We start from the raw sequence: 26607 nt of genomic DNA on the forward strand, positions 1-26607 counted from the left end.
TTAAACTTAAAGCATGTCATATAAAAATTCCCAAGCCCTAGAACAGTTATTTGAGAATAACCGCGCCTGGGCTGACAGCATGATGGCAAAAGATGCTGACTTCTTTAGACGGCTGGTCTCCCAGCAGGCGCCCGAATATCTCTGGATAGGTTGCTCTGATAGCCGCGTTCCAGCGAATGATATTGTGAATTTACTTCCAGGCGAATTATTTGTTCATCGCAATGTCGCCAACGTTGTCGTTCATACTGACCTGAATTGCTTATCCGTGATTCAGTTTGCAATTGATCTTCTGAAAGTAAAACACATATTGGTGGTTGGTCACTATGGCTGTTCTGGCGTACATGCAGCGCTAGCAGACAAGCGAGTCGGTCTAGCCGATAACTGGTTGCGTCACGTGAAGGATGTACATCAAAAACATGAGCGTTATCTAGGCGATATGATTCCAACCCCAAAACGTCAAGATCGACTATGTGAGCTCAATGTCATTGAGCAAGTGGTAAATGTTTGTGAAACGACCATTGTTCAAGATGCGTGGGCTCGCGGACAAGAGCTCACCGTTCATGGTTGGGCTTACCGCCTTGAAACCGGCCTAGTGAATGATCTAGGAATGTCTAGTAGCTCTACAGAAGAAATGCTCGAACGTTACGCTAAATCGATCAATCGATACGAAATAGAGTAGCTTTCGCTTGTTTAAATCTATCGTTAATTATGTAGGAGTAGTGTTTCTTAAGCTCCTATCTCTACTGCCCTATCGACTTCTGGTATCTATTGGTTATGGCTTAGGCTATATCGCCGCTAGATTACCTAGCGACAGAAATCATGTTGTCAAAACTAATCTTCATTTATGTTTTCCCGATTTAAGTGAAGATGAAATTCATAGTCTCAGCAAAAAACATTGGCGCCTACTTGGCCGAAGTCTGGTAGAGAAAAGTATTATTTGGCTAGGCAGCGAAAAACAATTAAGCCGAATGATTGAAGTGAAATCAGCGGTTGATCTAACGAGCAGAAAGCCTCGCATATTGGTCAATATGCATTTCACCGGAATTGAAGGCAGCATTATTCTGAGCGCCCTGGCAAAAAGAATGGACTGGCCCCGCACCTCAGGATTTTTTCAGCGAATGAAAAATCCTTTTTTTAATCGAAAGATTATTGAATGGCGCAACCGTTTCGGAGGCAATTCGATTGATCGTCAAGGGAACGCAAAAGCGATTATTCGCGAGATTCGCAATGGAGACTTCATCATCATTGCGCCTGATATTGATTTGGGTGTCAAAGACTCTGAATTTGTGCCCTTCTTTGGAATTGAAACCAACACCATCACAACGATCTCTCGTCTGGCTACCATTACGGATGCAGATGTATGTCTGATGGTTACCACTCTTAAAGAGGATGAGTCCGGATACCTCTGTGAGATCAGCAAGCCTTTAGAAAATTTTCCGAGCGCTGATGTGAAAACTGATACTGCTCGTCTGAACGAATATTTTGAAAAGGAAATTCGACTTCGGCCTGCAGAATATTATTGGGTACATAAACGCTTCAAAAACCGTCCTAACCACGAAACAAATCCCTACAACCCTTCTAAGTAAAGGACTTTTGTCCTATCATTAGAAGATGTCAGAGCGTATTGGGCTATTTGCCGATCTCCACAGCAATTTAGAAGCCTTCGAGGCTTGCATTAGCAGAGCAGAAGAGCTTGGTGTAACACGCATGGTCTTTTTGGGTGACCTCGTTGGGTATAACGCCGATCCCGCAGCCCTCATTGAGCGCATTGCTGATCTAGTCCATTCAAAAAAGGCTATTGCTATTTTGGGCAATCATGATGAGGCCGTCTTTAAAGACTGTCGCAATCAAATGAATGCGAGTGCGAATACTGCAATTGAGTGGACAAAAACGCAACTGAGCGATAGCCATGTACAGTTTCTAAAAAATCTGCCCCTGATTGTTCAAGAAGAAAATATGTGCTTCGTGCATGCTTCTGCCCACAATCCAAGTGACTGGAATTACGTCACCGACAGTATGAGCGCATGGCGTTGTGCGCAGCACTCGGGAAAAAGTTATACCTTTGTTGGACATGCGCATGAGCAGGCACTGTTTTATCAAAGTGCTGTGGGCAAACTCATTCGCTTTGCGCCACATCCCGGAGATGAAATTCCGGTGTTACCACATCGCCAATGGGTTGGAGTGGTGGGCTCCCTTGGGCAACCACGAGATGGCAATCCAGAGGCATGTTTTGCGGTATTTGAGCCGGCGGCTGAAGCATTGACTTTTCACCGTGCCCCCTACGATCACTTTGCAGCTGCCGATAAAGTTCGTCGTGCAGGCCTGCCGGAAGATTTAGCAAATCGCCTAATTACTGGCAAATAATTAATGCCTATTAACTCCGATATTCAAGCTGTAGACGACATATTCCAAGAAGGAAAAGTGGTTGATGGTTTTGTCATCGGCAAAGAAGTGCATCGTGGGGGCATGGCGAGTCTTTTCTCGGCAACCAAAGAGGGGGTTGATGTCCCTATTCTGCTCAAGATTCCTCGCGTCGGAAGAGATCAGCCAGTTGAAAGCCTGATTGGTTTTGAAACTGAACTCACCATTTTGCGCGCCCTCAAAAGCCCCTATGTCCCCAAATTTTTAGGCGCTGGCAATATGGCAACACGCCCCTATATCGCCATGGAGAGGGTTGAGGGGAGGCCACTGGAAGATCTCATCAAAGAAGGCAAAGTATTTACGATCGATGAAGTTGTCCGCATTGGTGCAGATCTTGCCCAAGCTGTGCAATCACTGCACGCACAAGATGCCATTCATCTCGATATCAAACCAGAAAATATTTTGATCGATGAAAAAGGCAAATTAACGTTAATCGACTTCGGTTTATCGCATCATGCTCGATATCCAGATTTACTGGCCGAAGAAATGCGCAAAGGCGTCGGCTCTGCCCCTTATATTTCGCCCGAACAAGTTGCTGGCATTCGCTCTGATTCTCGCAGTGATATTTATTCGATCGGCGTCATCATGTATGAATTACTAACGGGTGAATTGCCCTTTGGTAATCCTCAAACAATGACCGGCCTAAGAAGACGTATGTGGGCCGAACCATTTCCACCGCGCGCTATTCGACGAGAAATTCCTCGCTGGCTACAAGAAGTCGTACTTAGATGCTTAGAGCCTAGAGCCGCTGATCGCTACCAAAGTGCCACGCGTTTACGTCAAGTTTTACGTGATCCTGAGGGCGTCACACTCACTGAACGCGCTGATCGCATAGAGCCCCCAAGCTTTTGGGAAAACCTCAAAGGCTTATTTAAATCAGTGGGCTATGAGCCTTCACCAAGCCCAAGACCGAGCATGGGTAACTATGATGCGCCACTGATGATTGCCGCCATTGATACTAGGCAATCAGATGAAGATCTTCGCGAACGTATGCAAAGAACGGCGAAAAATTTATTACAAGCGTATCCCGAAAGTCGCCTCGTTTGCATCAGCACTATTGCAAGCACGCCAACCTATGAAGGCAAGCATGAAAGCGAAACTGCGAGCGGTATTGTGCGCGGGCACTTAGTGCAACTCATGGAATGGGCTAAACCGCTTAAGCTGCCACCTGAGCGCATTTCTTATCATGTACTCGAGGCCATGGATCCTGCCACACGTATTGTCGAATTTGCAAAAGACAATGATGCGTCACTTATTTTGATTGGAGCCTCTCATAAGCTCCCCAATAAAGTTACACCTTGGAGAACCTCAATGACAAAGATTGTCGAAGAGGCTCCCTGTAGCGTTCATATCGTTCGAACTTAGCTGTTACTCGGGGAAACGGGGCAAGCGCTCATTTCCAATTGGCGCAGGGCCCTTAGCCATATTCATTTCCATGGCCAAGAAAGTGTAATAGCCAGCAATTCCTGCTAAATCAACCGCGCCTTTTTTCCCAAAACGCTGTTCAGTTTTAGCAAAAGTTGCGTCAGAAACCTGTTTATTTCTTTGTAACTCAATCGTAAAGTCATACACAATCGACTGATCCTGGCTCATGCCTTCAGGCCTGCGCCCCTCTTTCAATGACTGTGCAATTTCTGGCTTCAGTCCTGCCTTGATTGCAATTGGGTAGTGCACAGACCACTCATAATCCTGACTCCACTCACGCGCAGTGATCAAAATTGCAAATTCACTAAGCGCGCTATCGAACGCAGAGTTATAGCGCAGGTAGTCACCCATAGCGCGAGCATTATTCATGAGTTGCGGGCTATACATCAACATTGCAAATGGCCCCCAAGGAGTCTTTTTGCGCGCAACTTCAAATTCTTGCGCAGCTTTTTGCTGCTCTACTGTGTATTGATCTACGGAAATTTCTGGAAGGCGCGTTTGTGCAATTGCCACTTCATGAAGTGCTAGCGCCGTTATAAGCGACAAACCTATTTGTCTTATTTTCACAGCGCCTCCAGACTTGATCATTACTTCATCTTCTCTTGTCGCTGATCCAAAATTACCTCTGGATCTTGCGCTTCAATCCAATTATCGCGATTGAGGACGCTAGTCAGTTGCTTTTGATCAAGCTCACCAGTCCACTTTGCAACAACAATTGTGGCCACGCCATTACCAACCAAGTTAGTTAACGCGCGCGCCTCAGACATGAAACGGTCGATACCAAGAATAATTGCCAAGCCAGCAACAGGAACGTCCCCGACCGCAGAAAGTGTTGCGGCCAAAACAATAAACCCGCTACCCGTTACGCCTGCAGCACCCTTTGAAGTAAGCAGCAAGACTAACAATAAAGTCACTTCCTGCATGAGCGTCATCGGGGTATTGGTTGCCTGTGCAATAAATACTGCAGCCATGGTCAAGTAAATCGATGTGCCATCTAAATTAAATGAATAACCCGTTGGGATCACCAAACCAACACAAGTTTTCTTAGCGCCCAATAACTCCATCTTTTCCATCATACGTGGCAGAACAGATTCCGACGAAGAAGTTCCTAGAACAATTAACAGCTCCTCTTTTATGTAACGCACAAATTTGAAAATACTGAAACCATTCAGGCGCGCAATAATCCCAAGCACAATGAATACAAAGAGCAGGCAAGTTAAATAGAACGAACCCATCAACTTGCCTAAAGAGAATAGAGAGCTGATGCCGTATTTGCCAATCGTGAACGACATTGCACCGAATGCACCAATTGGTGCAAATTTCATGATCACACCAATCATGTCAAACAAAACATGTGATGTTTTTTCGATCAAGTCGAACACCATTGTTCCACGCCCGCCAAATTTATGAAGCGCGAATCCAAACAAAATCGCAATAAAGAGCACCTGCAAAATCTCGCCTTTGGCAAATGCATCTACTGCACTGCTAGGAATAATGTTCATCAGGAAATCTGTGGTCGTGCCCATTTTTCCTGGGCCGGTATAAGCAGCAATACCTTTGGTGTCTAAGCTCGCTGGATCAATATTCATTCCGGCGCCTGGCTGCAATAGATTCACCACAATAAGCCCAACGATTAATGCAATTGTGCTCACAATTTCAAAGTAGAGAAGCGCAAGACCGCCCGTTTTGCCAACCTTCTTCATGTCTTCCATGCCAGCGATCCCCAACACCACCGTACAGAAAATAATAGGAGCAATTAACATCTTGATGCCTTTGATGAAAGCATCGCCGAAGGGCTTCATATCTGTGCCAAGGCTTGGGTAGAAATGGCCCAATAAAACGCCAATTACGACAGCTACAAGTACTTGAAAATAAAGGATTTTATAGATCGGCGGTTTTTTTAAAGCAACTGTCATGGCGACTTCCTTTATTAAGTAATCTCTAAACCAGTAGTGTAGTCAAATTGAAATGTTGCCTCGCACCATATCTTGTCGGGCTTTAACGGATAATGCAGGCATGGAAGAAAAAGTTCGCGTCTCTAAATTACTATCTGAGCTCGGCCTATGCTCTAGACGCGAAGCTGATTCTTATATTGAACAGGGACTTGTCACTGTAGATGGTGAAGTCGTAAATGAGCTAGGTGTGCGCGCCTATCGACATCAAAAGATTGAATTGCAATCTGGCGCTAAAGCACAACAAGCATCGCGTATTACTGTTATTTTGAATAAGCCGGTTGGCTACATATCTCATTACGATGATGAGCAAGAATATCAACCAGCTGCATCACTCATTACACCTGACAATTACTTTGGCAGCCCACTCGATAAAGGTAGAAACCCGCGCTTTAATACCAAAGGTCTCGCACCTGCAGGTCGCCTCGATATTGACTCTACTGGCCTACTTGTTTTGACTCAAGATGGACGAATTGCAAAGCTCTTAATTGGCGAGAACAGTCCCATTGAAAAAGAATATTTAGTCCGCGTTGAAGGTGTGCTCTCTTTCGAAGATTTAGACCGTCTCAAACATGGTCTTTCGTTAGATGGGGTTGCACTCAAACCAGCACAAGTGAGCTGGCAGAATGAAGATCAACTGCGATTTGTTTTACGCGAGGGTCGTAAACGCCAAATTCGTCGTATGTGTGAGATGGTCGGATTAAAAGTGCTCGGATTAAAACGTGTCAGGATGGGTCGCATTTCATTAGGCCCTCTACCGCCCGGTCATTGGCGATTTCTCAGGCCGGAAGAGCAATTCTAAAGAGCTCACCCGCTTATAATTTCGACCGAAACCAGATTAACCAGCGCAGAATTACCATCGATACCTCTACCTCCAGCACCCCAGCCGCAGAAGTACTTAGACGTCGCAGCTTTGCCATTATCTCTCACCCAGATGCAGGCAAAACAACGCTGACTGAAAAACTATTGCTATATGCAGGTGCGATTCAGATTGCGGGAAGCGTCAAAGCGCGCAAGGCCAGCAGACACGCTACTTCTGACTGGATGGAAATAGAAAAGCAACGCGGAATTTCTGTTGCAAGCTCTGTAATGCAGATGGAATATCGTGACTGCATTATTAATCTTCTCGATACACCAGGACACCAAGATTTCTCGGAAGATACTTATCGCGTCTTGACCGCAGTAGATTCTGCATTAATGGTGATTGATGCTGCAAACGGCGTAGAGTCCCAAACTTTGAGGCTCTTAGAAGTTTGTCGCGCCCGCAACACACCGATTGTTACCTTCATTAATAAGATGGATCGCGAAGTAAAACCGCCCATGGAGTTGATGGATGAAATTGAATCTGCGCTCGGTATTGAAGTTGTTCCATTTACCTGGCCGGTGGGCATGGGCAAATCTTTTGCCGGCGTCATTGATATTGCTAATATGCGCATGCGCATGTTTAAAGCTGGTGAAGATCGCGTAACCGAAGATTCCCATGCAGTAGTTGACGTGAATGATCCCGCTCTTAAAGAGCGCCTTGGGTCCGACCTGGAAAACGCCTTGGCGGAAGTTGAACTCATCAAAGAAGCGATGCCCGCCTTTGATCGCGAGGCATTTTTAGCTGGCCGCCAATCACCCGTATTCTTTGGCTCTGCAATTAATAACTTTGGTGTTCGTGAAATTCTCAACACCTTAGTTGAATTGGCCCCATCGCCCGGATCACGCAAAGCGCTGCAACGTGAAGTAAGCCCCGCAGAAAATAAATTTTCCGCCGTCGTGTTCAAAATTCAAGCCAATATGGATCCAGCGCATCGTGACCGCGTCGCATTTTTACGCATTTGCTCCGGTCACTTCCAACGCGGCATGAAGCTCAAGATTTGCCGCAATGGTAAGGAAGTGCGGACTAATAATGCGCTCTCATTTTTATCGCAGCGACGCGATATTCTTGATGAAGCCTTTCCGGGTGACATCATCGGACTTCCAAACCATGGCCTGCTTCGCTTAGGTGACACACTAACCGAAGGTGAACAATTACAATTTACAGGGTTGCCGTTTTTTGCCCCTGAAATCTTCCGCATGGTTGAGTCTGCAGATCCACTGCGCTCCAAGCAATTGCGGACCGGCTTAATGCAGCTTGGCGAAGAAGGCGCTATTCAGGTGTTTCGTCCAATGGCAGGCGGAACAATGTTGTTAGGTGCTTTTGGCCAATTGCAATTTGAAGTTGTTAGTCATCGTCTCCAGACTGAATATGGCGCTGAAGTCCGCCTGCTTCCTGCTCGCTACAGCCTAGCCCGCTGGGTTAGCTCAGAAGATCCCATTGCCCTTAAAAAGTTTACCCAGGAAAATATTCATCGCATGGCTGAAGACGTTGTTGGGGCCTCTGTATTTTTGGCTTCACACAAATCCGAGCTAGATGTTGCTCAACAGCGCTGGGAATCCATTCAGTTCCACGCTCTTAGAGAGCACGCAGGCCTCATCTATCAATCTGAACTAGCTGGATAAATTAGATTATTTATTGACGTACAGCATTGCAGTTAAATACCGCAAGCAAAGACGAATCATCCTTTTTAAAAGAAGCTGTTTTTCCATACTGGGCACAGTAAGCATTGGCTTTTTGAGTAAGCTGCTCAATTGACTCGTCACTGCTATTTAAGAAAGTGATATGATTTGCATCAGAGGCGTCTGTGTAAACTGCTGCGCAACTCATTAGGATAAAGCTGGCAATTACCAGTAACAAATAGCTCTTCATTTTGCCCCTCTTAATTTTTCAAGAATGACTGCCGTCACTTTAGTGGCGAAGGGTCTGTAAATCAAAATACAAATGATGGCTACAGGGTAAGCAACTGACCAGACCTCTAGCCAGATCCAGAAAAAATTCTCTACAGGACCAATGCGAATAAAAGTCGTTGCAAGCGTAATGCTTGCCGACATCAAAAAGCCCATTACCAAAGAAAAAATAATACTATTAAGATTAATCATCCCACAATCATAGCGCCTGATCTTTTTAACTGTTATTCTGAATCGTGATCACTATCTCGCGCCCTATACAGGGGAATCTTTTGAGTAATGCCCTCAGATTCATCACCTTTCCAATTAAGGAATCAGAATGGCTGTAGGCCAAAACCAGAAAAACAGAAAAAACGACCCCATGCTCACCAAAACAGGCAAAACACGCCTGGGGCCTCTTAACCCAGCTCAGCTTACTAAACTAATGGAAGCGAGCACCAAGCCAAAAGAGAAAAGCAAAATTTTGCGAGCACTCAATAAGATCCAAGTTGTTGCAGCATAAATAACAAGCCCCGATAAACGGGGCTTTTTTATTGTCATTCGAAACTTAATTTCGTTTGACTAACATTTTTTTACTCAAGATAACCGTCGACACTACTAAGAATGCAAACACCATATTCATGATAGTAAGGTGATCTCCCAAGAAAATACTTGCAGCCAGTAAAGTGCAGAATGGCTGAATCAGTTGCACTTGACTCACCCGAGCAATACCGCCAATTGCGAGACCTTCGTACCAAAAGAAAAATCCCAAGAACATGGGAAACAAGCTGAGATAAACGAAGCTGGTCCACGCAACTAGATCTGCGCTCCAATACTCTGCATGAAAGGTGAAATAGGCCATCACGATATTGATCGGCAATGAAATCACTAGGGCCCAAGAAATGACTGCGCGAGGATTCATCTTACGAGACAACTCTCCTCCCTCAACATACCCAATACAAGCACATATACCGCCCAAGACTAAGAGCCCATCAATATAAGTAAAGCTGCCATCACTTTTTAAGAGTGCATAAACAACTACGAGGCCAGCGCCTAATAAGGACACCAGCCAAAAACCGATGGAAGGGCGCTCTTTAAAGCGTAATACACCAATGACTGTGGTGGCCAATGGCATCATCCCCAAAATCACAGCGCCATGTGAAGAAGACCCTTCCTTCATGGCCACAGTAGTAAAGATTGGAAAGCCAAATACAACGCCTAATGCAATCACAATAAATTTCAGGACATCTGTTTTGCGAGGTAGGAGTGCTTTTGTATAAGCAAGGTAAGCCAGTGCAACTAAGCCGGCTAAGCATGCTCTACCAAACGCAATAAAGTAAGGATCAAAGCTCAGGACAGCAATCTTACTCACCGGCAGGGTGAGGCTAAAAATCAGAATGCCGACAAATCCGATCAGCATTCCCTTGCTTTCTTTGTTCACTGTCACCCTTTAGAGATTATTCAATGCATTGTATTAATAAACCGGCTTAGTGGGCTGTAATATATAAACTCTGATGATAAAAATGCCTCATATCCAAGCCATCTATATTGCTCCCGTAGCCGGGGCCCCTATGGAGTCAATACATCAAGCAGAGCTGCTATCAACAGGCATTAAAGGTGATCGTTATGCAAGTGGTGTGGGGGCTTATTCGCAAACGCTTCCAAATAAAGTCCGCCACATTACTCTAATCACTGAGGCTGGCATAGCCACGGCGAATGAATGGCTCATCGCTAGTGGTGAAGCTACTTTCAATAGCGCCCAAACGCGCAGAAATATTGTGATTGCCAATATGAGTGCAGATGATCTCAATCGTCTGGCAGGTCAAACATTTCATCTGGGGAGGCTTCTGTTGAAGGGGGTGGAACTTTGCACTCCCTGTCAAAGACCTGCCCAACTTCTCAATCAATTTGACTTTTTAGATGCCTTTGATCATCGCGGAGGTCTGCGCGCTGAGATATTAGAAATCGGCAGCATCTCAGTTGGAGATCTATTGCATGTTCATCAGGAAGCCGCATGATTCGCTATAGCGCAGATACCACCATTACCGCCGATCAGGCGATTGATCTTTATATTCGTTCTACCCTCGGGGAGCGACGCCCCATTCACAACAAACAAACCTTTGAGGCAATGCTTAAGAATGCTGATCTCACTATCACGGCATGGGATGGTGAAAAGCTTGTAGGGATTTCTCGAACACTAACGGATTTTTCTTATGTAGCTTATCTGGCAGATTTAGCTGTTGATCAAGACTATCAACGTGCGGGCATTGGCAAGCAACTCATTGCACTTACCCAATCTCATTTGGGACCAGAATGCATGATTGTGCTTTTGGCGGCACCCAAAGCGAATGAGTACTATGAACATATTGGCTTTGAGCATAATCCTCGTGCCTGGACGCTTAAGAAATCATAACTGCATGACAACAACACACTTTTGCTTAATACGCCATGGTGAAACCAACTGGAATGTTGAGCGCCGCCTTCAGGGTCATACTGATATTGATCTCAATTCTCATGGAGAAAAACAAGCCATACAAATGGCTAAGGCTCTTCAAGCCATTGATTTGAAGTTTGATGTGCTTTACACGAGCGATCTTTTGCGTGCCGCAAAAACTGCCAAGGCCATTGAAACCGCTTTTGGAGTAAGCGCGATATCTGATGAATCGCTCAGAGAACGCCATCTGGGAGCTCTGCAAGGAATTACGACAAGTGATGCGCCAAAGCTTGAGCCTGAGCTCTGGGAAATTCATTTAAGCAGAGACCTTGATCATGAGCTTAGAGGCGGAGAAAGTATCAAGCAATTTGCCGCGCGCATTCATGGGGCGCTTGAAAAAATTCGACTTAAGCATTCCGGTAAAACCATCTTGCTAGTAAGCCATGGTGGAGCGCTCGATATGATGTATCGGCTAGCCAGCAATCAAGCATTGGAGGCCGACAAGGCTGTTAATGTCCCCAATGCTTCTTTGAACTGGATTAGTCATGATGGCTCCTCATGGAAAGTCGACTGCTGGGCAGATACCAGTCATCTCGAAGGCTTGGCGCTAGATAACTTAGATCTATAGCCTACCCCAACCAAATAACCTATTATTACGACATGAAGCTATTCATGAAATTACCGCTGTATCTATTTTTAGCGATGCTTTCCATGCCGCTATATGCCCTCAATCTTGAGCCAGTAGATATACCAGACGGATTACCAGATCATATTGTTGGTGACATTGGCGCTGCCGTTTACTCATCAAATATGCATATTGGAACCGAAGGAACACAATCACTCGTGTTGCCTTATGCTTTTTTTGACTACAAACGTTTTTTTGCTCGTATCGATGAAGTGGGTATCAAAACATTCAAAATGGGTTATGGCTATTTTGAAGTGATTGGCAAAATAGATCTCAATACCTATAAAGTGAAGTCTCCGATTAATGGATCATCTCTGAATCGCAGCGATCCCATTCCATTAGGGTTCGGCACCTATCAAGAAACGCCTATTGGTGGATTTTTTGCTAACGCGTATCACGACTTTGGAAAGTCAAAAGGTGCGCTCTATGAATTCTTATATTTCGCCGAATTAGAAACCTACAAAAATGTTGTTGTTTATCCTGAGGTTGGTATTGAGAGACAGTCTAGCCAATATGCCAATTACTATTACGGCATTAGCCCTGGTGAATCGAATCAAACTGGCTATAGCGCTTATACCGCCCCAGCAACCAGCAATTTAATTGCGGGCTTTATGGTTGAAATCCCAGTTGTTGATAATTGGTATGTCAATCTGTATGGGCGTCGCAAATGGCTTGGCAACGGAATTAATAACAGCCCTGTGATGAACCGTTCTTTCCAAGACAATATTTTTGCCGCCTTAGCTTATCGTTTTAAGTAAGCAAACAAAAGCTGCCTGAAGATGGCTTACAAAGCAGCCACTTATTTGCAGGGTGCAATCGATTGCGTCTAGAGTGTTTTTATTTCCATGGCAATGCGGGAAGAAGTGGTTTAAGACCAGCTTTCTGAATGGTTGGGGCTGCTTTGGACGAAGCCAAGAAAGCAATCAGATCTCTTGAGGCCTCAAGACTATTTACGTTACTGGTAACGCCCGCTGAAAACAAAACGGTCTGCTGCACCTCTACAGGAATTTCACCAACAAAGTCAATTCCAGGGATTGGGATTAATTCGCTTACCTGCTGAAAGCCAAGCTCCGCATCCCCTCTGGCAACAACGGTCCCAACGCGCTCACTATAGATTTTTTTAGCAGTCTTACTCATCTGCTCAGCAATGCCTAATTTTGGAAACAACTCTGTTGATAGATATGTTCCGCTGGCACTGGCTGAATAGGCAACAGACTTTGCATTTAATAGGGTCTCCTTAAGCGCAGGTACAGTACTGATATCGGGCTTAGGTGCACCGGCCTTTACTGCCACGCCAATGACAGAGGCAACTAAATCCACTCTGCTCCCGGGCTGTACTGCCCCGCTCTTGATAAACCCCTCTAATGCTGGCCCCGCTAGTATCAAGACATCAAACTTTTCATCCCTGGCCAGCCTAGAAGGAATCGAGTCAGGCGCTCCGCCCATGGAAGATCCATAAGAAATCAGGACTTTATTGGGAGATTGTTTTTCATACTCGGGCGCTAAAGCCTTAAGGGCCTCAGCAAAAGCACCTGAAGTAATTACCTGAATCTCTGCGGCAAATGTTGAGCCCGCGAAAAAGAGAGCGGTAACAAATAATAGAGCTGTGCTTCTAATAGAAGAAATCATTTTCATATTTAAGGTATCTGTATTAAAAATAATTAAATAACATCCAATACTTTGCTTAATGAGTTGCCTTCATAATTTGGTTGTTCGCCGATTTCCTCAAACGGATGACCTAAGCGGTTTACCCAAAAGACATCATATCCATACCACTTAGCCGCCAATGCATCCCAAGCGTTGCTGGATACAAATAACACCTCATCCTTTTTAACAGGAAATGCTTTAAGCAAAAGCTCATAGGCTTGGGGGGCGGTCTTAAATAAACGTACATCTTCGATGGTGACCACTTGATCTAGATAAGACTTAAGACCATTGCTTTCTACAACTGTAGCCAACATTTCTCGACTGCCGTTTGACAAAATTGCAGTCGAGATTCCACGGTTTTTAATTTCACGCAGAACATTTAAGCTGTCTTCAAAGCTTGAGAGCTTTGCGTATTGATCCATCAATTGCTTTTCATTTTCGCCAGAGAGATTCAAGCCCATGCGCTTGCAAACATAACGTAATGAACGAATAGTGAGTTCCCAAAATGGTAGGTAGTACTTGCTACCTTCTGGATTTGGATCACTCATTGTGACAAGGCGGGTATATTCAATTTGTCGGTCTCGCCACATTAAAGATAGCGCTTGGCCATGACCAGGAAATAATTTTTCTGCTAACTCACCCATGGAGTAGACATCAAACAAGGTTCCATACGCATCAAATGCGATCAACTTATACATGCTGTCTCCAAATGACTACTTTATTTATCGCCCTTGACAAGCAACGGGCATTTCCCATAAAGGCTTTTCTTGACTGAAATTACAGTTAACGCCGTCTGGTGAAGTACTACTTGCCAAGCAGCCAGCTAAAGTACATAGTGAAAATACAGCCACGCAAATACAGAGAAATCGTTTCATGTTTTATTCATCCCAAGGAAATCGTTGCTTGCTTAACTCTTCCATCATTTCGCGCTTGCTTAGAGCCTTCTTGCGTTTCTCGCTACTAGCAGTCTTAGGAATATTAGAAACTACCCCAAAAGTATCTTCCTGCTCAGGATTTGCAGACTCCCTCTGGGAGCTTGGCTCTATTGGCTTTAATTCCTTTTCAGACTCTAGTGAGGACTTATTAGGCATATCCACATTCTAAGCATCTACAAAACGTAGGCGAGTTTTTAATAAGTAAGCCCTGCAATAAAGGCGTAGAGCGGGATTCCAAAAATGATATTAAAAGGGAAAGTGATCCCCAGCGACATTCCCATATATAAGGCCGGATTGACTTCTGGAAGAGCATGCCTCAATACGGCTGGTACGGCAATATAAGAGGCGCTGGCAGCGAGAACCATTAAAAGAACGGTGTCGCCTAGTGGTAAGCCAAGCAATTTACACAAGCCCAATGCAATCGAAGCATGAACCAATGGCGCACCTATGGCATAAAACAAAGTGATCGGTGGCTTACCTTTCAATCCCTCGAAGTTCTTAGCCGCCATCAATCCCATATCTAGCAGGAAGAATGCAAGCATCCCCTTAAAGAGATCAATAGAAAAGGGTGCCATGATTTTTTGCCCACCATCACCGCTCACCAATCCAACCACCATTGATCCGAGTAAAAGAAGTTGTGCGCCATCAGTAAATGATTCGTGCAAAATCTTTGACATACCTACAGATTGTTTTGAATTTGTCGTGCTTGCCCTAGCTTTATTCGCCAATAAAATTGCGAGGATAATTGCGGGCGATTCCATCAAAGCCATTGCAGCTGCCATATGACCACCAAACGCAATACCGTATTGATCAAGCGCTTGTGTTGCGGTAATAAAAGTCACGGCACTTACTGAGCCATAGGTAGCAGCAATAGCAGCTGCATCGTAATTGTTAAGCTTGGTTCTTAAGACTAGATAACCCAGCAGCGGAATAATGATGGCAAGAAATACAGCCAACCCTAGCGCCAAACCAATCTCGACAGTAAACCCTGATTTATGAAGGGCAAAGCCGCCCTTTAAACCCAAAGCCATCAATAGATATAAAGATAAAAATCTGGCTATTGGCTGAGGAATTTCTAAATTGGACTTAACGGCGCCAGCAAAAGCGCCAAAAACAAAAAAGAGAATTGCTGGATCTAAGAAATTACTCATACCCATATATTAGGCAATTTTGGAGATTCTTGTATTGACCCCATATGGCCTAAGGTCCAAACAACAACAGCCCGAAGACGGTTGATTTAAATGGGTTGGGCGTAGAGTGCTTAATCCTTGTCAGCGTATTGCATTTCACCATTTCCAAATGACCAATTTTCTTTATTCACTTCGATTAAATTGATAAAGATATCTTGAGGCCTGACTTTAAGTTTTTGCACTAGGGTTTCACAAATGGCTTTGTAGAGCCCTTTTTTGAGTTCTGTAGATCTTCCAAAGCTGATGGTCGCTTGAATAAAAATGATCCCCTCGGAATATTCAATCCCCAAATAGCTTTTGGGTATATTGAACTCCGCTAGGTCATGCCTCGCAATGATCTGAAACTTGTCATCATCTGGGACATTGATTTGCTCCCGCATTATCTGATAAATGATATCTCCGACCTGCTGTGCAAAACTTTCAGAGTATTTTTTACTTAAATCAATTCTGACTAATGGCATAAGAATCCCTTGTTTTTAAACAACCAGCCTATAGACGCACCAGCCCAAATTTAATGCAATCAAGGCAATGAGTGTGTTAAAGGTAAGCTTCATTCCTAAAATACGATTACTAAAATCAGGTGGGGGTGTATTGATTCCTTTGGCATGGAATAAGCGCCCAATAATCAAAGCAATTCCAGCAAGAGCAACCAGCCACCAAGGCGCCCCATTTAGCTCTAGACAAGCAATCAGAATGATTCCGAAAGGAACATATTCAGCAAAGTTACCCTGTGCGCGAATGGCTCTCTCCAAATCCTCATGACCATCACTTCCAAGCCCAACCTTGTTCTTTCTTCTAAGCCCTATTACGGCAAACGAGAGCTTGATAAAAATGATAGTCAATAGAGAAGCGATGATTGAAGTAACTAATAGCATTTAAATCTCCAAATAAAAACAAAGTTATTTAATCGGTAAACTTTTCCAGCGCATGCCAGCCAAAACTTAACAGTGGCAGCATATCTTTAGCAAAATCTGTCACTTCGTTAATGGCATTTTTAGAGCAGATAGTTGATCGAGGCAACTGCTTTCTGATGATCCACCCTTTTAACTTGATAGCCCGCTCGACCTCTGGAGGCACATCTTCAAAGCCTCTGGGTATGCGAGCTAATGTATGTGAATAATCAAGCTCATAGCCTTTTCTTTTCAGGGATTTTTCTATTAATAACCAGGCCTTAGGGTTATCTAATATTCCCTGTCTGAGTTTTTTCAGAATGTGGGTCTCGGGTTGTAAATAACCTGCAGCACACCGGCTTCCTAAAGGGTCTAAGCGGAAATACAAAACACCAGGTGAGTGTTTGTCACCAGTTCTAGTAAATAGGCCACTAGCATGCATGTTGTAGGGGTGTTTTGCTTTTGAAAAACGTCCATCCCGATTAATTCTAAAAAGAGATCTTTTAGGATCGCCCCATACTGGAATATCTCTCTTGGCAAAATTCTCAGATAGAGCCTCAGTAAAATGCTTCATAGGTTCTCGCACAAACTCTTCATACTCTGAGCGATGCTCAGCAAACCAAACTCTATTTTGATTATTCGTAAGCTCTTCAAGAAATTTGAAGGCTTTGGGGCTAAAACCAGGAAAGTCAGCCATTGATCTTAGGATCTCGTCTCAATCGGTTACAAGCAACAAAACCATCATACCGATAAATGAAAAAACCACCCGAAGGTGGTTTTGGTGTTTCTTAGTAACTTTGGTGCCGGAGCCTATTATCTCAATTTGAAGTACCAGTCGTGTAGTCGTAAATAGGCTTGGAATGCGCAAGATTATCTTTAAAAGCAACTTCGTGAATGATTTCGCCCTCTTTTATCAATGTCTCTTCTTTGGCCTCCTCCAATAAGTCCTTTGCCTCTAATCGAATGGGGTCAAGAATGCTCTCCATAAAACTCGACTTAGGATTTAAGTCGGCAGGAATTTGATGTGGGTTTATTTGGGTAATTTCTGTTTGACTGTGAATGTTTGCCTGCACTTGTATTACTGCTAAGCTTGCCCCCATACATACCGTAGCGAGAATTGAAAAGCTAACACGGGGTCTGGTTTTAATAAATCTTTTAACGGGCATGCTGGCCTCCTTTTGGCTAAATGAGTTTGAAATCGCCTTGTCTGCTGGACGACACAAGCTCAACTTTAAGAGCCAATAATGACGATCTGATGGCACTTTTATGTCATGTTAGTGTTTGCTTTCGGTAAAGAGGCCAGAGAAAGCAGTTGGAATTGAGCGCACTAAAAATAAATTTAGACAAAAAAGGGCGCCCGCAGGTAGTTTTGCTATTTCTTGGTGGCCCAGAGCGGAATCTAACAAAAGTCTAAGATGGCAGATTCTAGATTTTCCCTAGGCGACCAATCACAAAGTGGGTGGCGAAAATATCAGTTATGGTTATCATAACTAATGGGACTTCTATGAAAAGACTATTTGGGCTAATACTTTTTAGTGGGCTGGTTGGTTGTACTCAAAATCCTGACAACTTAACATTAAGTTGTTACGGAGCGGTCGTTAACACAAAAGCAAAAGAAGAGATTGTTACATCTCAGGTTACGCGAACCTATAAGATCCAAAATAACAAAATTGATGATTATGATTGCGCTAAACGATCTAACATTATCAGCTGTAATTTCATTAAAGAAGAAAACGGCACTAGAGAGCGCAAGCGCATTATTTACGACACCAGCACACTATCATTTGCAGAAATTGATGCCATTTGGGCCGTTGGTGAACATATAAATGTTAATGAACGCACTATAGCTAGAAATGAGTTTATTGGTAGATGCGAAAAGCCCATCATAAAATAATTAAGCCATTATAGTTTTGGTGCTTAGGGCCAAATCAACCAGGGCCGAGGATGTCTCATCCGATACCTACATTGAGAACAACAATCCTACTGAAAGCCCGATTACCCTTTCGGCACCACTACTTGTGCCATAGGTATAACTAGGACTGAGATACCATCCAACTTTCTTTGTTGTCCAAAGCATAAAATCGGCGACAAAGACTATGCCTGATTGAAGGCTATTATTGGGGGAGCTTGTCTTCCTCCAGATAGCAGGCCCTAAGCCTACACCAAGCTCAATATCGGATGCCAACTCAAATGGTTTTTTAAAGATGATTTGGGCTCCGAGCTCTTTTGGATTGGGTGTACTCAGATACTGCGTTCCCACCTCAATGTCTAATTGATGTTCAATCGCCGTAAATTCAACAGCCAATGAAGTGCCATAGGCTTTTGAACCGTCTACTGTATTTTTCTCCATTGCGGGACCTACCAACAAAATCAGTGTATGGTCATCAATAGACTCTTCGGCACCTACTGCTGAGCTATGAATGCTTGAAGCAAAAGCTAAAGCAAACAAAGCAACTCTTATCGCTTTCATATAAAACCCTAAACAAATGTGGAATGCTCAATCGCAAAAGATTGAGTTCAGAGCTATTTGTTTAAGCGTTTCTGGGCGGATACTCGATTCTGGTTGGGAAAAATTCCAGGGTTAAAAGTGGCTCAATAGCGTTATAGCTTTTGAGGTCTCGAGCCACTGAAGTATTGCCGGATCCCACCATACCAATTACTGAAATGTGATGACACTGGTGATCGCCATCATGACGGTCTAGATTGCTGGAGCTTACTTGATCATGATGATCATCGTGAACTATTTGAAATAAGCCATTACTAGATTGATCATCATTCCAAGTAATTTGGGCTACGCCTTCCTGAGTCTGATGTGATTGCTCATGAGCCGCCCCTAATACAGGCATGAAAGCTGTATTGAATATGAAAATGAGGGTGGCAATAGACATCAAGCGCATTGTCTGATTCTAAGTGAATTCCATCGGTTGTATCGCAAATTAAAAAACCACCCGAAGGTGGTTTTGGTGTTTCTTGGTGGCCCGGGGCGGAATCGAACCACCGACACAAGGATTTTCAATCCTCTGCTCTACCGACTGAGCTACCAGGCCAAGACTGGGAATTATAAATGAAACTCTGTTTTTGTCTTAAAAATGGGTTGAACAGCATTAATCAGCCTTAGTTACAGCCTTTGCCCGTGCCTTATGCAATTTTCGATAGCTATCTATTAAGCGTTGGTGCCTATCAAGGCCCTCAAGCTTAATGCTGGTTGGGGTCAAACCATAAAAGCGCAGGCTGCCATGCACCGATCGGATTACGGCGTCCATTCTTTCGTTGCCAAACATTTTTCGGAAATTATCAACATAGTCCTCAAGCTTCAAATCTTCTTCAAGCGTAATTTCTAGAACTGCCGACAACGCCTGGTAAAACAATTTGCGCTCAACCGTGTTGTCGTTATATTGAAGAAAGGCACCGACCAGCTCATATGCCTCATCAAATTGCTTCAGGGCAAGATGAATCAATAACTTCAACTCCAAAACCGTAAGCTGGCCCCAGGTTGTATTTTCATCAAACTCGATACCAATTAATGTAGCAATATCACCGTACTCATCGAGCTCATTATTTTCGAGGCGCTCTAGTAGCGCGCCCAAACTGTCATCACTTAAGGTATGTAAATTTAAAATATCTTCGCGGAATAAAAGCGCCTTATTTGTGTTATCCCAAATCAAATCCTCTATCGGATAAATTTCAGAATAGCCTGGCACCAAAATTCGACAGGCAGTTGCTCCCAGCTCGTCATACACAGCAAGATATGCCTCTTTGCCCATATTTTTGAGAATGCCAAATAAAGTTGCAGCCTCAACCTCATTGGGATTTTCGCCATGACTGGAAAAATCCCACTCAACAAATTTGTAATTGGATTTAGTGCTGAAAAAACGCCACGACACTATGCCGCTCGAATCAATGAAGTGCTCAACAAAATTGTTTGGCTCTGTCACCGCTTCACTTGCAAATGTCGGCGGGGGTAGGTCGTTCAAGCCCTCTAAACTTCGACCCTGCAGCAATTCCGTTAGGCTGCGCTCTAGAGCAACCTCCAGACTTGGATGGGCACCAAATGATGCAAATACCCCGCCCGTTCTCGGATTCATGAGGGTGACACACATCACGGGGTAAATACCGCCGAGCGATGCATCCTTTACCAAGACTGGAAAGCCCTGCTCTTCCAAACCACGAATGCCCGCCAAAATACTTGGGTATTTCTCAAGCACTTCTTGCGGCACATCGGGCAAAGCAATCTCACCTTCTAGAATTTCACGCTTTACTGCACGCTCAAAAATTTCTGAGAGACATTGCACTTGAGCTTCTGCAAGCGTATTACCTGCACTCATACCATTGCTCACAAATAAATTTTCAATAAGGTTAGACGGAAAATAAACCGTCTTGCCGTCTGACTGCCTCACATAAGGGAGCGAGCAAATACCACGCTCAGCATTTCCAGAATTAGTGTCGATTAAATGAGAGGCATACAACTCGCCATCGGGATTAAAAATCTTTAGGCAATATTCATCCAAGATTTCTGCTGGTAAAGCGTCATTTGGGCCTGGCATAAACCAACGTTCACTGGGGTAATGAACGAAAGCTTGATGAGCAATATCTTCACCCCAGAATGCGCCAGCGTAAAAATGGTTATTACTCAGTCGCTCAATATATTCGCCAAGGGCTGATGCCAGCGCACTCTCTTTGGTTGAGCCTTTGCCATTGGTAAAACACATTGGAGAGTTTGCATCGCGAATGTGCAGAGACCAAACATTTGGAATGATGTTGCGCCAAGAAGCAATTTCAATCTTGATGCCCAGATTAGCTAACACGCTTGTCATATTGGCAATTGTTTGCTCGAGCGGCAGATCTTTGCCCAAAATAAAAGTACTGGCGTCAGAGGCTGGCTTAATGGTCAATAAAGACTGTGCGTCGGCGTCCAGACTCTTCACCTCTTCAATGACAAATTCTGGTCCAGCTTGCACTACTTTTTTGACTGTGCAGCGCTCAATCGAGCGCAGGATGCCTTGGCGATCTGTGGCCGAGATATCCTCTGGCAATTCAACTTGAATCTTAAATATCTGTTGATACCGATTTTCTGGGTCAACGATATTATTCTGTGAAAGGCGAATATTTTCAGTGGAGATATTACGAGTATCACAGTAGAGCTTCACAAAATAAGCGGCGCATAAAGCCGAAGAAGCCAAGAAGTAATCAAACGGACCTGGAGCAGATCCATCACCCTTATATCGAATAGGCTGGTCGGCGATTACCGTGAAGTCATCAAACTTGGCCTCAAGACGTAACTTGTCAAGAAAGTTAACTTTAATTTCCATGGGAACTTTTCCAAAGAAGATGAATCTCTAATGCGAGATATCTATTGACTGCATTGCACGATACTTGCAACGCAATGAAAACACTTGTGCGAAAAATTATTGCTCGCCTTTGTTGCGAGAGGTATCAATTCCTAAAGCTTTAAGCTTGCGATACAAGTGCGTTCTCTCAAGACCCGTGTACTCTGAGATCTTGGTCATGCTCCCACCCATAATTTGCATCTGGTGCTCAAAATAAGCCTTCTCAAAAAGATCTCTTGCCTCTCTTAGCGGCAAATCAAAATAGGTTTTTGCAATCCCGCTGATGTATTGACCCTCCGGTGCTGTGAGGGCCAGCTCAGTGCTTATAGATTTTGGGGTTGGCGCAGTCACCCCTGACTGTATAGCCTTATCTTCTTGAGGCTCTATATATTTTGGCGAACTTTCTAATGCTTTGCTCACCGTCTTTAGCAGCTTCTGTAAGGCAATAGGCTTTTCTAAAAAGTTGAGGGCGCCAATGCGGGTAGCCTCAACTGCCGTGTCAATAGTAGCGTGACCAGACATCATCACCACGGGCATTGTTAGCTGGCCAGTCTTTGACCACTCTTTTAATAAAGTAATGCCATCGGTATCAGGCATCCAGATATCAAGTAACACTAAGTCTGGGCGCATTTGTTCGCGAATGGTACGAGCCTGAACAGCACTCTCGGCTGCATATACGGTATGACCCTCATCCGTCAGAATCTCATTGAGAAGCTCACGAATTCCCATCTCATCATCAACGACCAAAATACTAGCCATGCTTAGGCTGCCTCATTTGCTAAGTTCATAAACAAAATTGATATTTGTGCGCCGATCACTTCTTCTCCCTGCATACGGTTACGTATTTCTATTTTGGCGCCATGATCATCAATAATTTTTTTGACAACCGCTAGACCCAATCCGGTACCTTTACTCTTTGTGGTTACATAAGGCTCAAATGCTCTTGCCAATATCTTAGCTGGAAATCCAACCCCATGATCACTTATTGTTAAGCGTACCGCTTTTTGTGTCATGCCATTTTGCTCACCATATGACACCAGCTCCGTTTTCACTTCAACTGGCTCAGCCCGATGATTGCCTTCAAGCGTTGAATCTTGTGCATTTTGGAGCAGGTTATGAATCACCTGTCTGAGCTGAGTAGAGTCGCCCATGATGTTGGGGCAACTTGGATCTAATCTGGTTTCTAAAGGGCTACCCTCATATAGACCCAATATCTCAGATGTCAGCGTATTAATTGAAACTGGCTTTAATTGCGGCGTTGGGGTTTTGGCAAAGTCTCTGAAGTCATTAACCATTTCTTTCATTGCCTGCACTTGGCCAATGATGGTCTCCGTACTCCGATTAATCATTTCCTCTTGTTCGGGACTGAGCTTACCGGCAAGCTTGTGCTGCAAACGCTCTGCAGACAGCTGAATAGGAGTAAGCGGATTTTTAATTTCATGGGCTAAGCGCCTTGCCACTTCACTCCAAGCAATCGATCTTTGGGCACTAACGACATCGGTAATGTCGTCAAATACCACCATGCGCAAATCTTCGGTTAATTGTGTGCCACGCACGAATAAAGTTACGCCCAATTCGTTTTCGTAGTCACTGGTGGTATGTAGCTGTATTTGTTTATGCCATATAGGCGCGGACTTCTGTGCGCCTGAATTGGCAGAGCCAAGCCCATTGTCTGCAACAGTCAACTTCATCGTTGCAAAGCCTTCCTTGATAGCCTCCTCAAACTCTGCAAGAGCTGGATTCTCGCTCAATGGCTTGCCGTCTAACAAGGTTAAATCTTGAGCAAAAATGCGGTCTGCGCCAGCGTTACTAGAAACTACGTTGTAGTGTTTATCAAAGATACAAACGCCAGCAGTTAAGCTTCCAAGCACTTTTTCTAAGAAGGCCTTGGATTCTTGTAGAGAAGTGCGGGTATCGGCTAGCTGCCTTGTCATCACATTAAATTGTCGTGTAAGCATGCCAAGCTCATCCCCAGTATCTAATTCTGGCTTGGGAGATAAGTCTCCCTTAGCCACAGCCTGGGTACCTTTGAGCAACATTAGTAATGGCCTGGCCAATTGACGACCTAACAATAGAGCTAATATCACCGCCACAAATAATGCGAAGAAAAGGGTCAGCGTTAATGTGCCCACAAACATTTTGCGAAGACCACTACGCCCCAGTGACTTCTCTTGATAATCGCTATAGGCAGACTCAACCGCCTGAATGTTTTTAGCTAGCGGGATTGGGATGTAACGAACCAACTGCAAAAAATATCTATCGTCCAAATCCTTGCTGGTGTCCGCCTTACTTTGAATGGACTTCTTGCGTACAACAGGGACAATCGCCCTCACTCGATAAGTCTTTTGCCCCCCATCCAACTCGACCTGATCTATAGAGGTAACGCCCTTCTTTTTAAATGCTTCTGCAATAACGTCTGCACTAGGCGGGGGAAGATACTTCTTAGGCTTTACTTCGCTAGTAAAGATCAAATTGCGTTGAATACTAAACAAAGTGAGCTCTTGAATCCCAAACTGATTGCGTATCTTCATCACCGCTGTCGCAACCTGTTCAGTGCTTGAACCAGGAGGAGCGGCTACCACTTGCTCAGCAACATAATTTCCTTCTGCCAAAATTTCCTCTTGAGCAACGCGTAAGGTTACGCGACCTAACTCAAGACCCGAATTTAAGGCTGACTCGACTTGAACATCAAACCAAGTCTCGATACTTTTGGAAACGAATTGAAGAGAGACGCCATACAAAATCAAGCCCGGTACAACCCCTACCAGAGCAAAAATCATTGCGAGCTTTGCTATTAAACGCGTACCAAAGTGGCCTCGATGCCAACGTACGGCAATAACAATTACTAAAGTCAAAATAACTAGGGTTAAGCAAACTCCAATAACCACGTTTGCTGCATAAAGCCAAATAAAGTAACGGTCAAAAAAATCTGTATTAGAGGAGGCGACCGACAACATAATCAGCAGCAATAAAGCAAACGCGCCTATTAGACCAACAAAGGCTGGGAGTATTTTTTTGCGCCAAGCTTTTGATTCAAAAAAGCTGGTCTTAAACGATGCATTGGCTTCTCTCATCGTTTAACCAGAGTTGCCCCATTGGGAGAAAAGGGGATGCGCAACCAATCGCTAGAAATATTCCAATCCCGATTGTTGAGTGCGTTTACTTGAAAAGGTTTTGGTAATTTACTAAGGTCTAAAGCCATATGTAGACTGGCTGTATAGGCTTTATTGGGGTCGAGCTGCTCGTTATCAATCACACGCCAGCCACCAATACTGCCCACAGCTTGCAATGCCTCTGAGATCGTTTTTGCAGAAAAGGTAAACCCGTCAGAAGCAATGCGGTATTGCTGAGTTAGGGGTTGATAAGACAAGCGAGTTTGTCTTTGGGCAACAACAGGCTTTTCATCAAACCAATACCAGCGTGCTCGCGTCAATTCAAAATCTGTCTGAAAATATAAAACGACGCCTTTTTGTACCGCATTTTCTAAACCAGGCGATAACTCAATCTGAAAGCTAGCATTTAAGAGCCAGTCGCTATCAACCCTTTCCAACTCAAAGGACTTGATTTTGATTCCCTCAGCATGAGCGGTCGTTGAAAAAACACTCAACGCCATCAAACACAAAAGGATGAATTGCTTAATTCTTTGGCTCATGGCCCATTTTTCTTAAACAAAGCGTAGTAAAAACCATCATTGGCTTCTGTAGGCAAAAGCTGTCCTGGAGCGCCTAATCGTACCGCATTGCTATGCTGCTGCGCAAACCATGCCGCCTGATCTTCGCCCTCCTCTGGAAACACCGAGCAAGTAACGTATAGAAGCAAACCCTCCGGCTTTAGCATCTTCCATGCTTGGGTTAATATCTCCCGCTGCTTGTACTGCAAAGACGGAATATCTGCCTCGCGTCTCAAAAATGGAATATCTGGATGCCTTGAAACAATGCCAGAAGCAGAGCAAGGGGCATCTAACAAAATTTTGTCAAAAGGTACGCCATCCCACCATACGCCTTTCGAGGCGTCGCCACAAAGCACCTTTACTTTTTCTGAATGTAAGCGCAAGCGGTCTAAGTTACCGCCGATTTTTCCAAGGCGATCACCGTCTAGCTCAAGCGCAACCATTCGACAATCTGCCAACTCCAATAGATGGGCAGTCTTGCCGCCTGGCGCTGCACAGGCATCTAATATCAAATCATTCGGTTGCGGATTTAAAAGTGTTGCAGCAATTTGAGCGCCAGCGTCCTGAACAGAAGCCGCGCCACTATAAAAACCCGGCAACTCGGACACCGGGACGGGATTAGAAATCAGTAGTGCGCTTGATAATGAGATTCCGGCGACAGATTCAATTGGTGAGGAGGCAATACCAACTTCATGCAATAGGGATTGGTACTGCTCGCGCGAATGTTGCTTTTGATTGACGCGCAATATTAGTGGTGCTCGCTTTGCTTGGGCAAATAAGATCGATTGCCAAACCTTTGAATAATGACGCTTCAGATTTGCGCGCCACCATGCGGGAACGTACATGGGAATTGGGTCTGGTGGATAGTGCGGTTGCCCCTCAGGGGGTTGCAAAACCAGACTTACTTTACGCAGAACCGCATTTACTAAGCCCTTTGCATACATTGTCTTGTCGTACTCTGAGCACGCCCTAACAGCCTGATCAACGATGGTGTGAGTTGCATAGCCTTTGCCATCAGAGCCATCGCGCATAAATAATGCAATAGCAACAGTCAATAAATGATCAACTTCTGGTGGTGGAGTTTTAGGAACGAATTGTTTTATCAACTCATGAGACCGAACCCATTTACGCAAGGCATCAAAACTCAAGCTTTGCACAATTGGTCGTTCATGTGCATCTAGCTGATCCAAAACCTCAGTCAGGGATCTACCACTCATGACCTCGGTTATCGCTTGTGCGGCAATAGTGATTGCCTCTGAGAGCGGAAGACTGTGAGACAT

General features: G+C 44.4%; 31 protein-coding genes and 1 tRNA gene. 11 read left to right on the plus strand and 21 right to left on the minus strand.

The features are described from left to right. Positions 1-13 precede the first annotated feature (13 nt). From can to ICV38_RS10075, 4 genes are read left to right on the plus strand one after another with little or no spacing between them, the layout of a single operon-like run. On the plus strand, positions 14-679 hold the full coding sequence (can, locus tag ICV38_RS10060) for a carbonate dehydratase (RefSeq protein WP_215381411.1): 666 nt from the start codon (positions 14-16) through the stop codon (positions 677-679). Positions 680-686: 7 nt separating this feature from the next. Further along, positions 687-1586 carry a lipid A biosynthesis acyltransferase gene (locus ICV38_RS10065; RefSeq protein ID WP_215381413.1) on the plus strand — a complete coding sequence of 300 codons (900 nt, stop codon included), beginning with the start codon at positions 687-689 and terminating at the stop codon, positions 1584-1586. A 25-nt stretch (positions 1587-1611) separates the two neighbouring features. Next, positions 1612-2364 (plus strand): metallophosphoesterase, encoded by a 753-nt coding sequence (locus tag ICV38_RS10070; protein WP_215381416.1) that lies wholly within the window; start codon positions 1612-1614, stop codon positions 2362-2364. Positions 2365-2367: 3 nt separating this feature from the next. After that, positions 2368-3786: a serine/threonine-protein kinase gene (locus tag ICV38_RS10075; protein ID WP_215381433.1), complete on the plus strand. Its 1419-nt coding sequence runs from the start codon at positions 2368-2370 to the stop codon at positions 3784-3786. 3 nt (positions 3787-3789) lie between these two features. On the opposite strand, the gene ICV38_RS10080 is transcribed toward ICV38_RS10075, so the two are convergent. Both ICV38_RS10080 and ICV38_RS10085 read right to left on the minus strand, forming a co-directional pair. Beyond that, positions 3790-4434, minus strand: a complete 645-nt coding sequence (locus ICV38_RS10080; protein ID WP_251368152.1) for a carboxymuconolactone decarboxylase family protein — start codon at positions 4432-4434, stop codon at positions 3790-3792. Then, the gene (locus ICV38_RS10085; RefSeq protein WP_215381436.1) at positions 4434-5762 is read right to left on the minus strand and encodes a dicarboxylate/amino acid:cation symporter; all 1329 of its coding nucleotides are present in this window, start codon (positions 5760-5762) and stop codon (positions 4434-4436) included. Before ICV38_RS10085 ends, ICV38_RS10080 begins: the two co-directional genes overlap by 1 nt. A 100-nt stretch (positions 5763-5862) precedes the next feature. Between ICV38_RS10085 and ICV38_RS10090 the strand changes: the two genes are divergently transcribed. Both ICV38_RS10090 and ICV38_RS10095 read left to right on the plus strand, forming a co-directional pair. After that, complete coding sequence (locus tag ICV38_RS10090; protein WP_215382883.1) at positions 5863-6600, plus strand: pseudouridine synthase; 738 nt, start codon at positions 5863-5865, stop codon at positions 6598-6600. A gap of 56 nt (positions 6601-6656) precedes the next feature. Then, a complete protein-coding gene (locus ICV38_RS10095; protein ID WP_215382885.1) occupies positions 6657-8285 on the plus strand; it encodes a peptide chain release factor 3 in 1629 nt (542 codons plus the stop codon). A 10-nt stretch (positions 8286-8295) separates the two neighbouring features. On the opposite strand, the gene ICV38_RS10100 is transcribed toward ICV38_RS10095, so the two are convergent. From ICV38_RS10100 to ICV38_RS10110, 3 genes are all read right to left on the minus strand, one after another. Then, complete coding sequence (locus tag ICV38_RS10100) at positions 8296-8532, minus strand: hypothetical protein (RefSeq protein WP_215381439.1); 237 nt, start codon at positions 8530-8532, stop codon at positions 8296-8298. Continuing rightward, positions 8529-8762: a DUF2798 domain-containing protein gene (locus tag ICV38_RS10105; protein ID WP_215381441.1), complete on the minus strand. Its 234-nt coding sequence runs from the start codon at positions 8760-8762 to the stop codon at positions 8529-8531. The genes ICV38_RS10100 and ICV38_RS10105 overlap by 4 nt, the downstream gene beginning before the upstream one ends. 355 nt (positions 8763-9117) lie before the next feature. After that, on the minus strand, positions 9118-9990 hold the full coding sequence (locus ICV38_RS10110) for a DMT family transporter (RefSeq protein ID WP_215381444.1): 873 nt from the start codon (positions 9988-9990) through the stop codon (positions 9118-9120). 130 nt (positions 9991-10120) lie between these two features. On the opposite strand from ICV38_RS10110, the gene ICV38_RS10115 reads away from it, so the two are divergent. Genes ICV38_RS10115 through ICV38_RS10130 form a run of 4 tightly spaced genes read left to right on the plus strand, consistent with a single transcriptional unit; the run spans position 10121 to position 12426 of the window. Beyond that, entirely contained in the window at positions 10121-10567 is a 447-nt protein-coding gene (locus ICV38_RS10115; protein ID WP_215381447.1) for an MOSC domain-containing protein, read from the plus strand. Further along, positions 10564-10962: a GNAT family N-acetyltransferase gene (locus ICV38_RS10120; RefSeq protein WP_215381460.1), complete on the plus strand. Its 399-nt coding sequence runs from the start codon at positions 10564-10566 to the stop codon at positions 10960-10962. Before ICV38_RS10115 ends, ICV38_RS10120 begins: the two co-directional genes overlap by 4 nt. 4 nt (positions 10963-10966) lie before the next feature. Then, the gene (locus ICV38_RS10125) at positions 10967-11611 is read left to right on the plus strand and encodes a histidine phosphatase family protein (RefSeq protein ID WP_215381463.1); all 645 of its coding nucleotides are present in this window, start codon (positions 10967-10969) and stop codon (positions 11609-11611) included. Positions 11612-11655: 44 nt separating this feature from the next. After that, entirely contained in the window at positions 11656-12426 is a 771-nt protein-coding gene (locus ICV38_RS10130; RefSeq protein ID WP_215381466.1) for a MipA/OmpV family protein, read from the plus strand. Between the two features lie 79 nt (positions 12427-12505). Here ICV38_RS10130 and ICV38_RS10135 read toward each other — a convergent pair whose 3' ends face one another. From ICV38_RS10135 to ICV38_RS10170, 8 genes are all read right to left on the minus strand, one after another. Beyond that, positions 12506-13297, minus strand: a complete 792-nt coding sequence (locus ICV38_RS10135) for a substrate-binding domain-containing protein (RefSeq protein WP_371819256.1) — start codon at positions 13295-13297, stop codon at positions 12506-12508. A gap of 32 nt (positions 13298-13329) precedes the next feature. Beyond that, positions 13330-14013: a haloacid dehalogenase type II gene (locus ICV38_RS10140; protein ID WP_215381491.1), complete on the minus strand. Its 684-nt coding sequence runs from the start codon at positions 14011-14013 to the stop codon at positions 13330-13332. Between the two features lie 180 nt (positions 14014-14193). Continuing rightward, positions 14194-14406 (minus strand): hypothetical protein, encoded by a 213-nt coding sequence (locus tag ICV38_RS10145; RefSeq protein ID WP_215381494.1) that lies wholly within the window; start codon positions 14404-14406, stop codon positions 14194-14196. Positions 14407-14444: 38 nt separating this feature from the next. Then, entirely contained in the window at positions 14445-15401 is a 957-nt protein-coding gene (locus tag ICV38_RS10150; protein ID WP_215381497.1) for a sodium-dependent bicarbonate transport family permease, read from the minus strand. Between the two features lie 110 nt (positions 15402-15511). Continuing rightward, positions 15512-15901 carry a tautomerase family protein gene (locus tag ICV38_RS10155; RefSeq protein WP_215381499.1) on the minus strand — a complete coding sequence of 130 codons (390 nt, stop codon included), beginning with the start codon at positions 15899-15901 and terminating at the stop codon, positions 15512-15514. Between the two features lie 15 nt (positions 15902-15916). Then, positions 15917-16315 carry an MAPEG family protein gene (locus ICV38_RS10160; RefSeq protein WP_215381501.1) on the minus strand — a complete coding sequence of 133 codons (399 nt, stop codon included), beginning with the start codon at positions 16313-16315 and terminating at the stop codon, positions 15917-15919. 28 nt (positions 16316-16343) lie between these two features. Next, positions 16344-17027, minus strand: coding sequence for a DUF2461 domain-containing protein (locus ICV38_RS10165; protein ID WP_215381515.1), 684 nt, complete (start codon positions 17025-17027; stop codon positions 16344-16346). A 121-nt stretch (positions 17028-17148) separates the two neighbouring features. Beyond that, positions 17149-17496 (minus strand): hypothetical protein, encoded by a 348-nt coding sequence (locus tag ICV38_RS10170; RefSeq protein ID WP_215381518.1) that lies wholly within the window; start codon positions 17494-17496, stop codon positions 17149-17151. A gap of 338 nt (positions 17497-17834) precedes the next feature. Between ICV38_RS10170 and ICV38_RS10175 the strand changes: the two genes are divergently transcribed. After that, on the plus strand, positions 17835-18224 hold the full coding sequence (locus ICV38_RS10175; RefSeq protein WP_215381521.1) for a hypothetical protein: 390 nt from the start codon (positions 17835-17837) through the stop codon (positions 18222-18224). A 66-nt stretch (positions 18225-18290) separates the two neighbouring features. Here the strand turns inward: ICV38_RS10175 and ICV38_RS10180 are convergent, their stop codons facing one another. The 8 genes from ICV38_RS10180 to rsmB form a co-directional block, all read right to left on the minus strand. Beyond that, complete coding sequence (locus ICV38_RS10180; protein ID WP_215381524.1) at positions 18291-18800, minus strand: hypothetical protein; 510 nt, start codon at positions 18798-18800, stop codon at positions 18291-18293. Between the two features lie 61 nt (positions 18801-18861). Further along, entirely contained in the window at positions 18862-19227 is a 366-nt protein-coding gene (locus tag ICV38_RS10185) for a hypothetical protein (protein ID WP_215381527.1), read from the minus strand. Between the two features lie 74 nt (positions 19228-19301). Further along, positions 19302-19377, minus strand: a tRNA-Phe gene (locus ICV38_RS10190). A gap of 57 nt (positions 19378-19434) precedes the next feature. Further along, on the minus strand, positions 19435-21639 hold the full coding sequence (locus tag ICV38_RS10195; protein WP_215381530.1) for an OsmC domain/YcaO domain-containing protein: 2205 nt from the start codon (positions 21637-21639) through the stop codon (positions 19435-19437). A 96-nt stretch (positions 21640-21735) separates the two neighbouring features. Continuing rightward, the gene (locus tag ICV38_RS10200) at positions 21736-22416 is read right to left on the minus strand and encodes a response regulator (protein WP_215381542.1); all 681 of its coding nucleotides are present in this window, start codon (positions 22414-22416) and stop codon (positions 21736-21738) included. Between the two features lie 2 nt (positions 22417-22418). Continuing rightward, on the minus strand, positions 22419-24731 hold the full coding sequence (locus ICV38_RS10205) for an ATP-binding protein (protein WP_215381544.1): 2313 nt from the start codon (positions 24729-24731) through the stop codon (positions 22419-22421). After that, the gene (locus ICV38_RS10210; protein WP_215381546.1) at positions 24728-25309 is read right to left on the minus strand and encodes a DUF4390 domain-containing protein; all 582 of its coding nucleotides are present in this window, start codon (positions 25307-25309) and stop codon (positions 24728-24730) included. The genes ICV38_RS10205 and ICV38_RS10210 overlap by 4 nt, the downstream gene beginning before the upstream one ends. Beyond that, positions 25306-26607 carry a 16S rRNA (cytosine(967)-C(5))-methyltransferase RsmB gene (gene rsmB / locus ICV38_RS10215; RefSeq protein ID WP_251368154.1) on the minus strand — a complete coding sequence of 434 codons (1302 nt, stop codon included), beginning with the start codon at positions 26605-26607 and terminating at the stop codon, positions 25306-25308. The genes ICV38_RS10210 and rsmB overlap by 4 nt, the downstream gene beginning before the upstream one ends.

This window comes from Polynucleobacter sp. MG-6-Vaara-E2 (genome assembly GCF_018687695.1).
GTDB lineage: Bacteria > Pseudomonadota > Gammaproteobacteria > Burkholderiales > Burkholderiaceae > Polynucleobacter.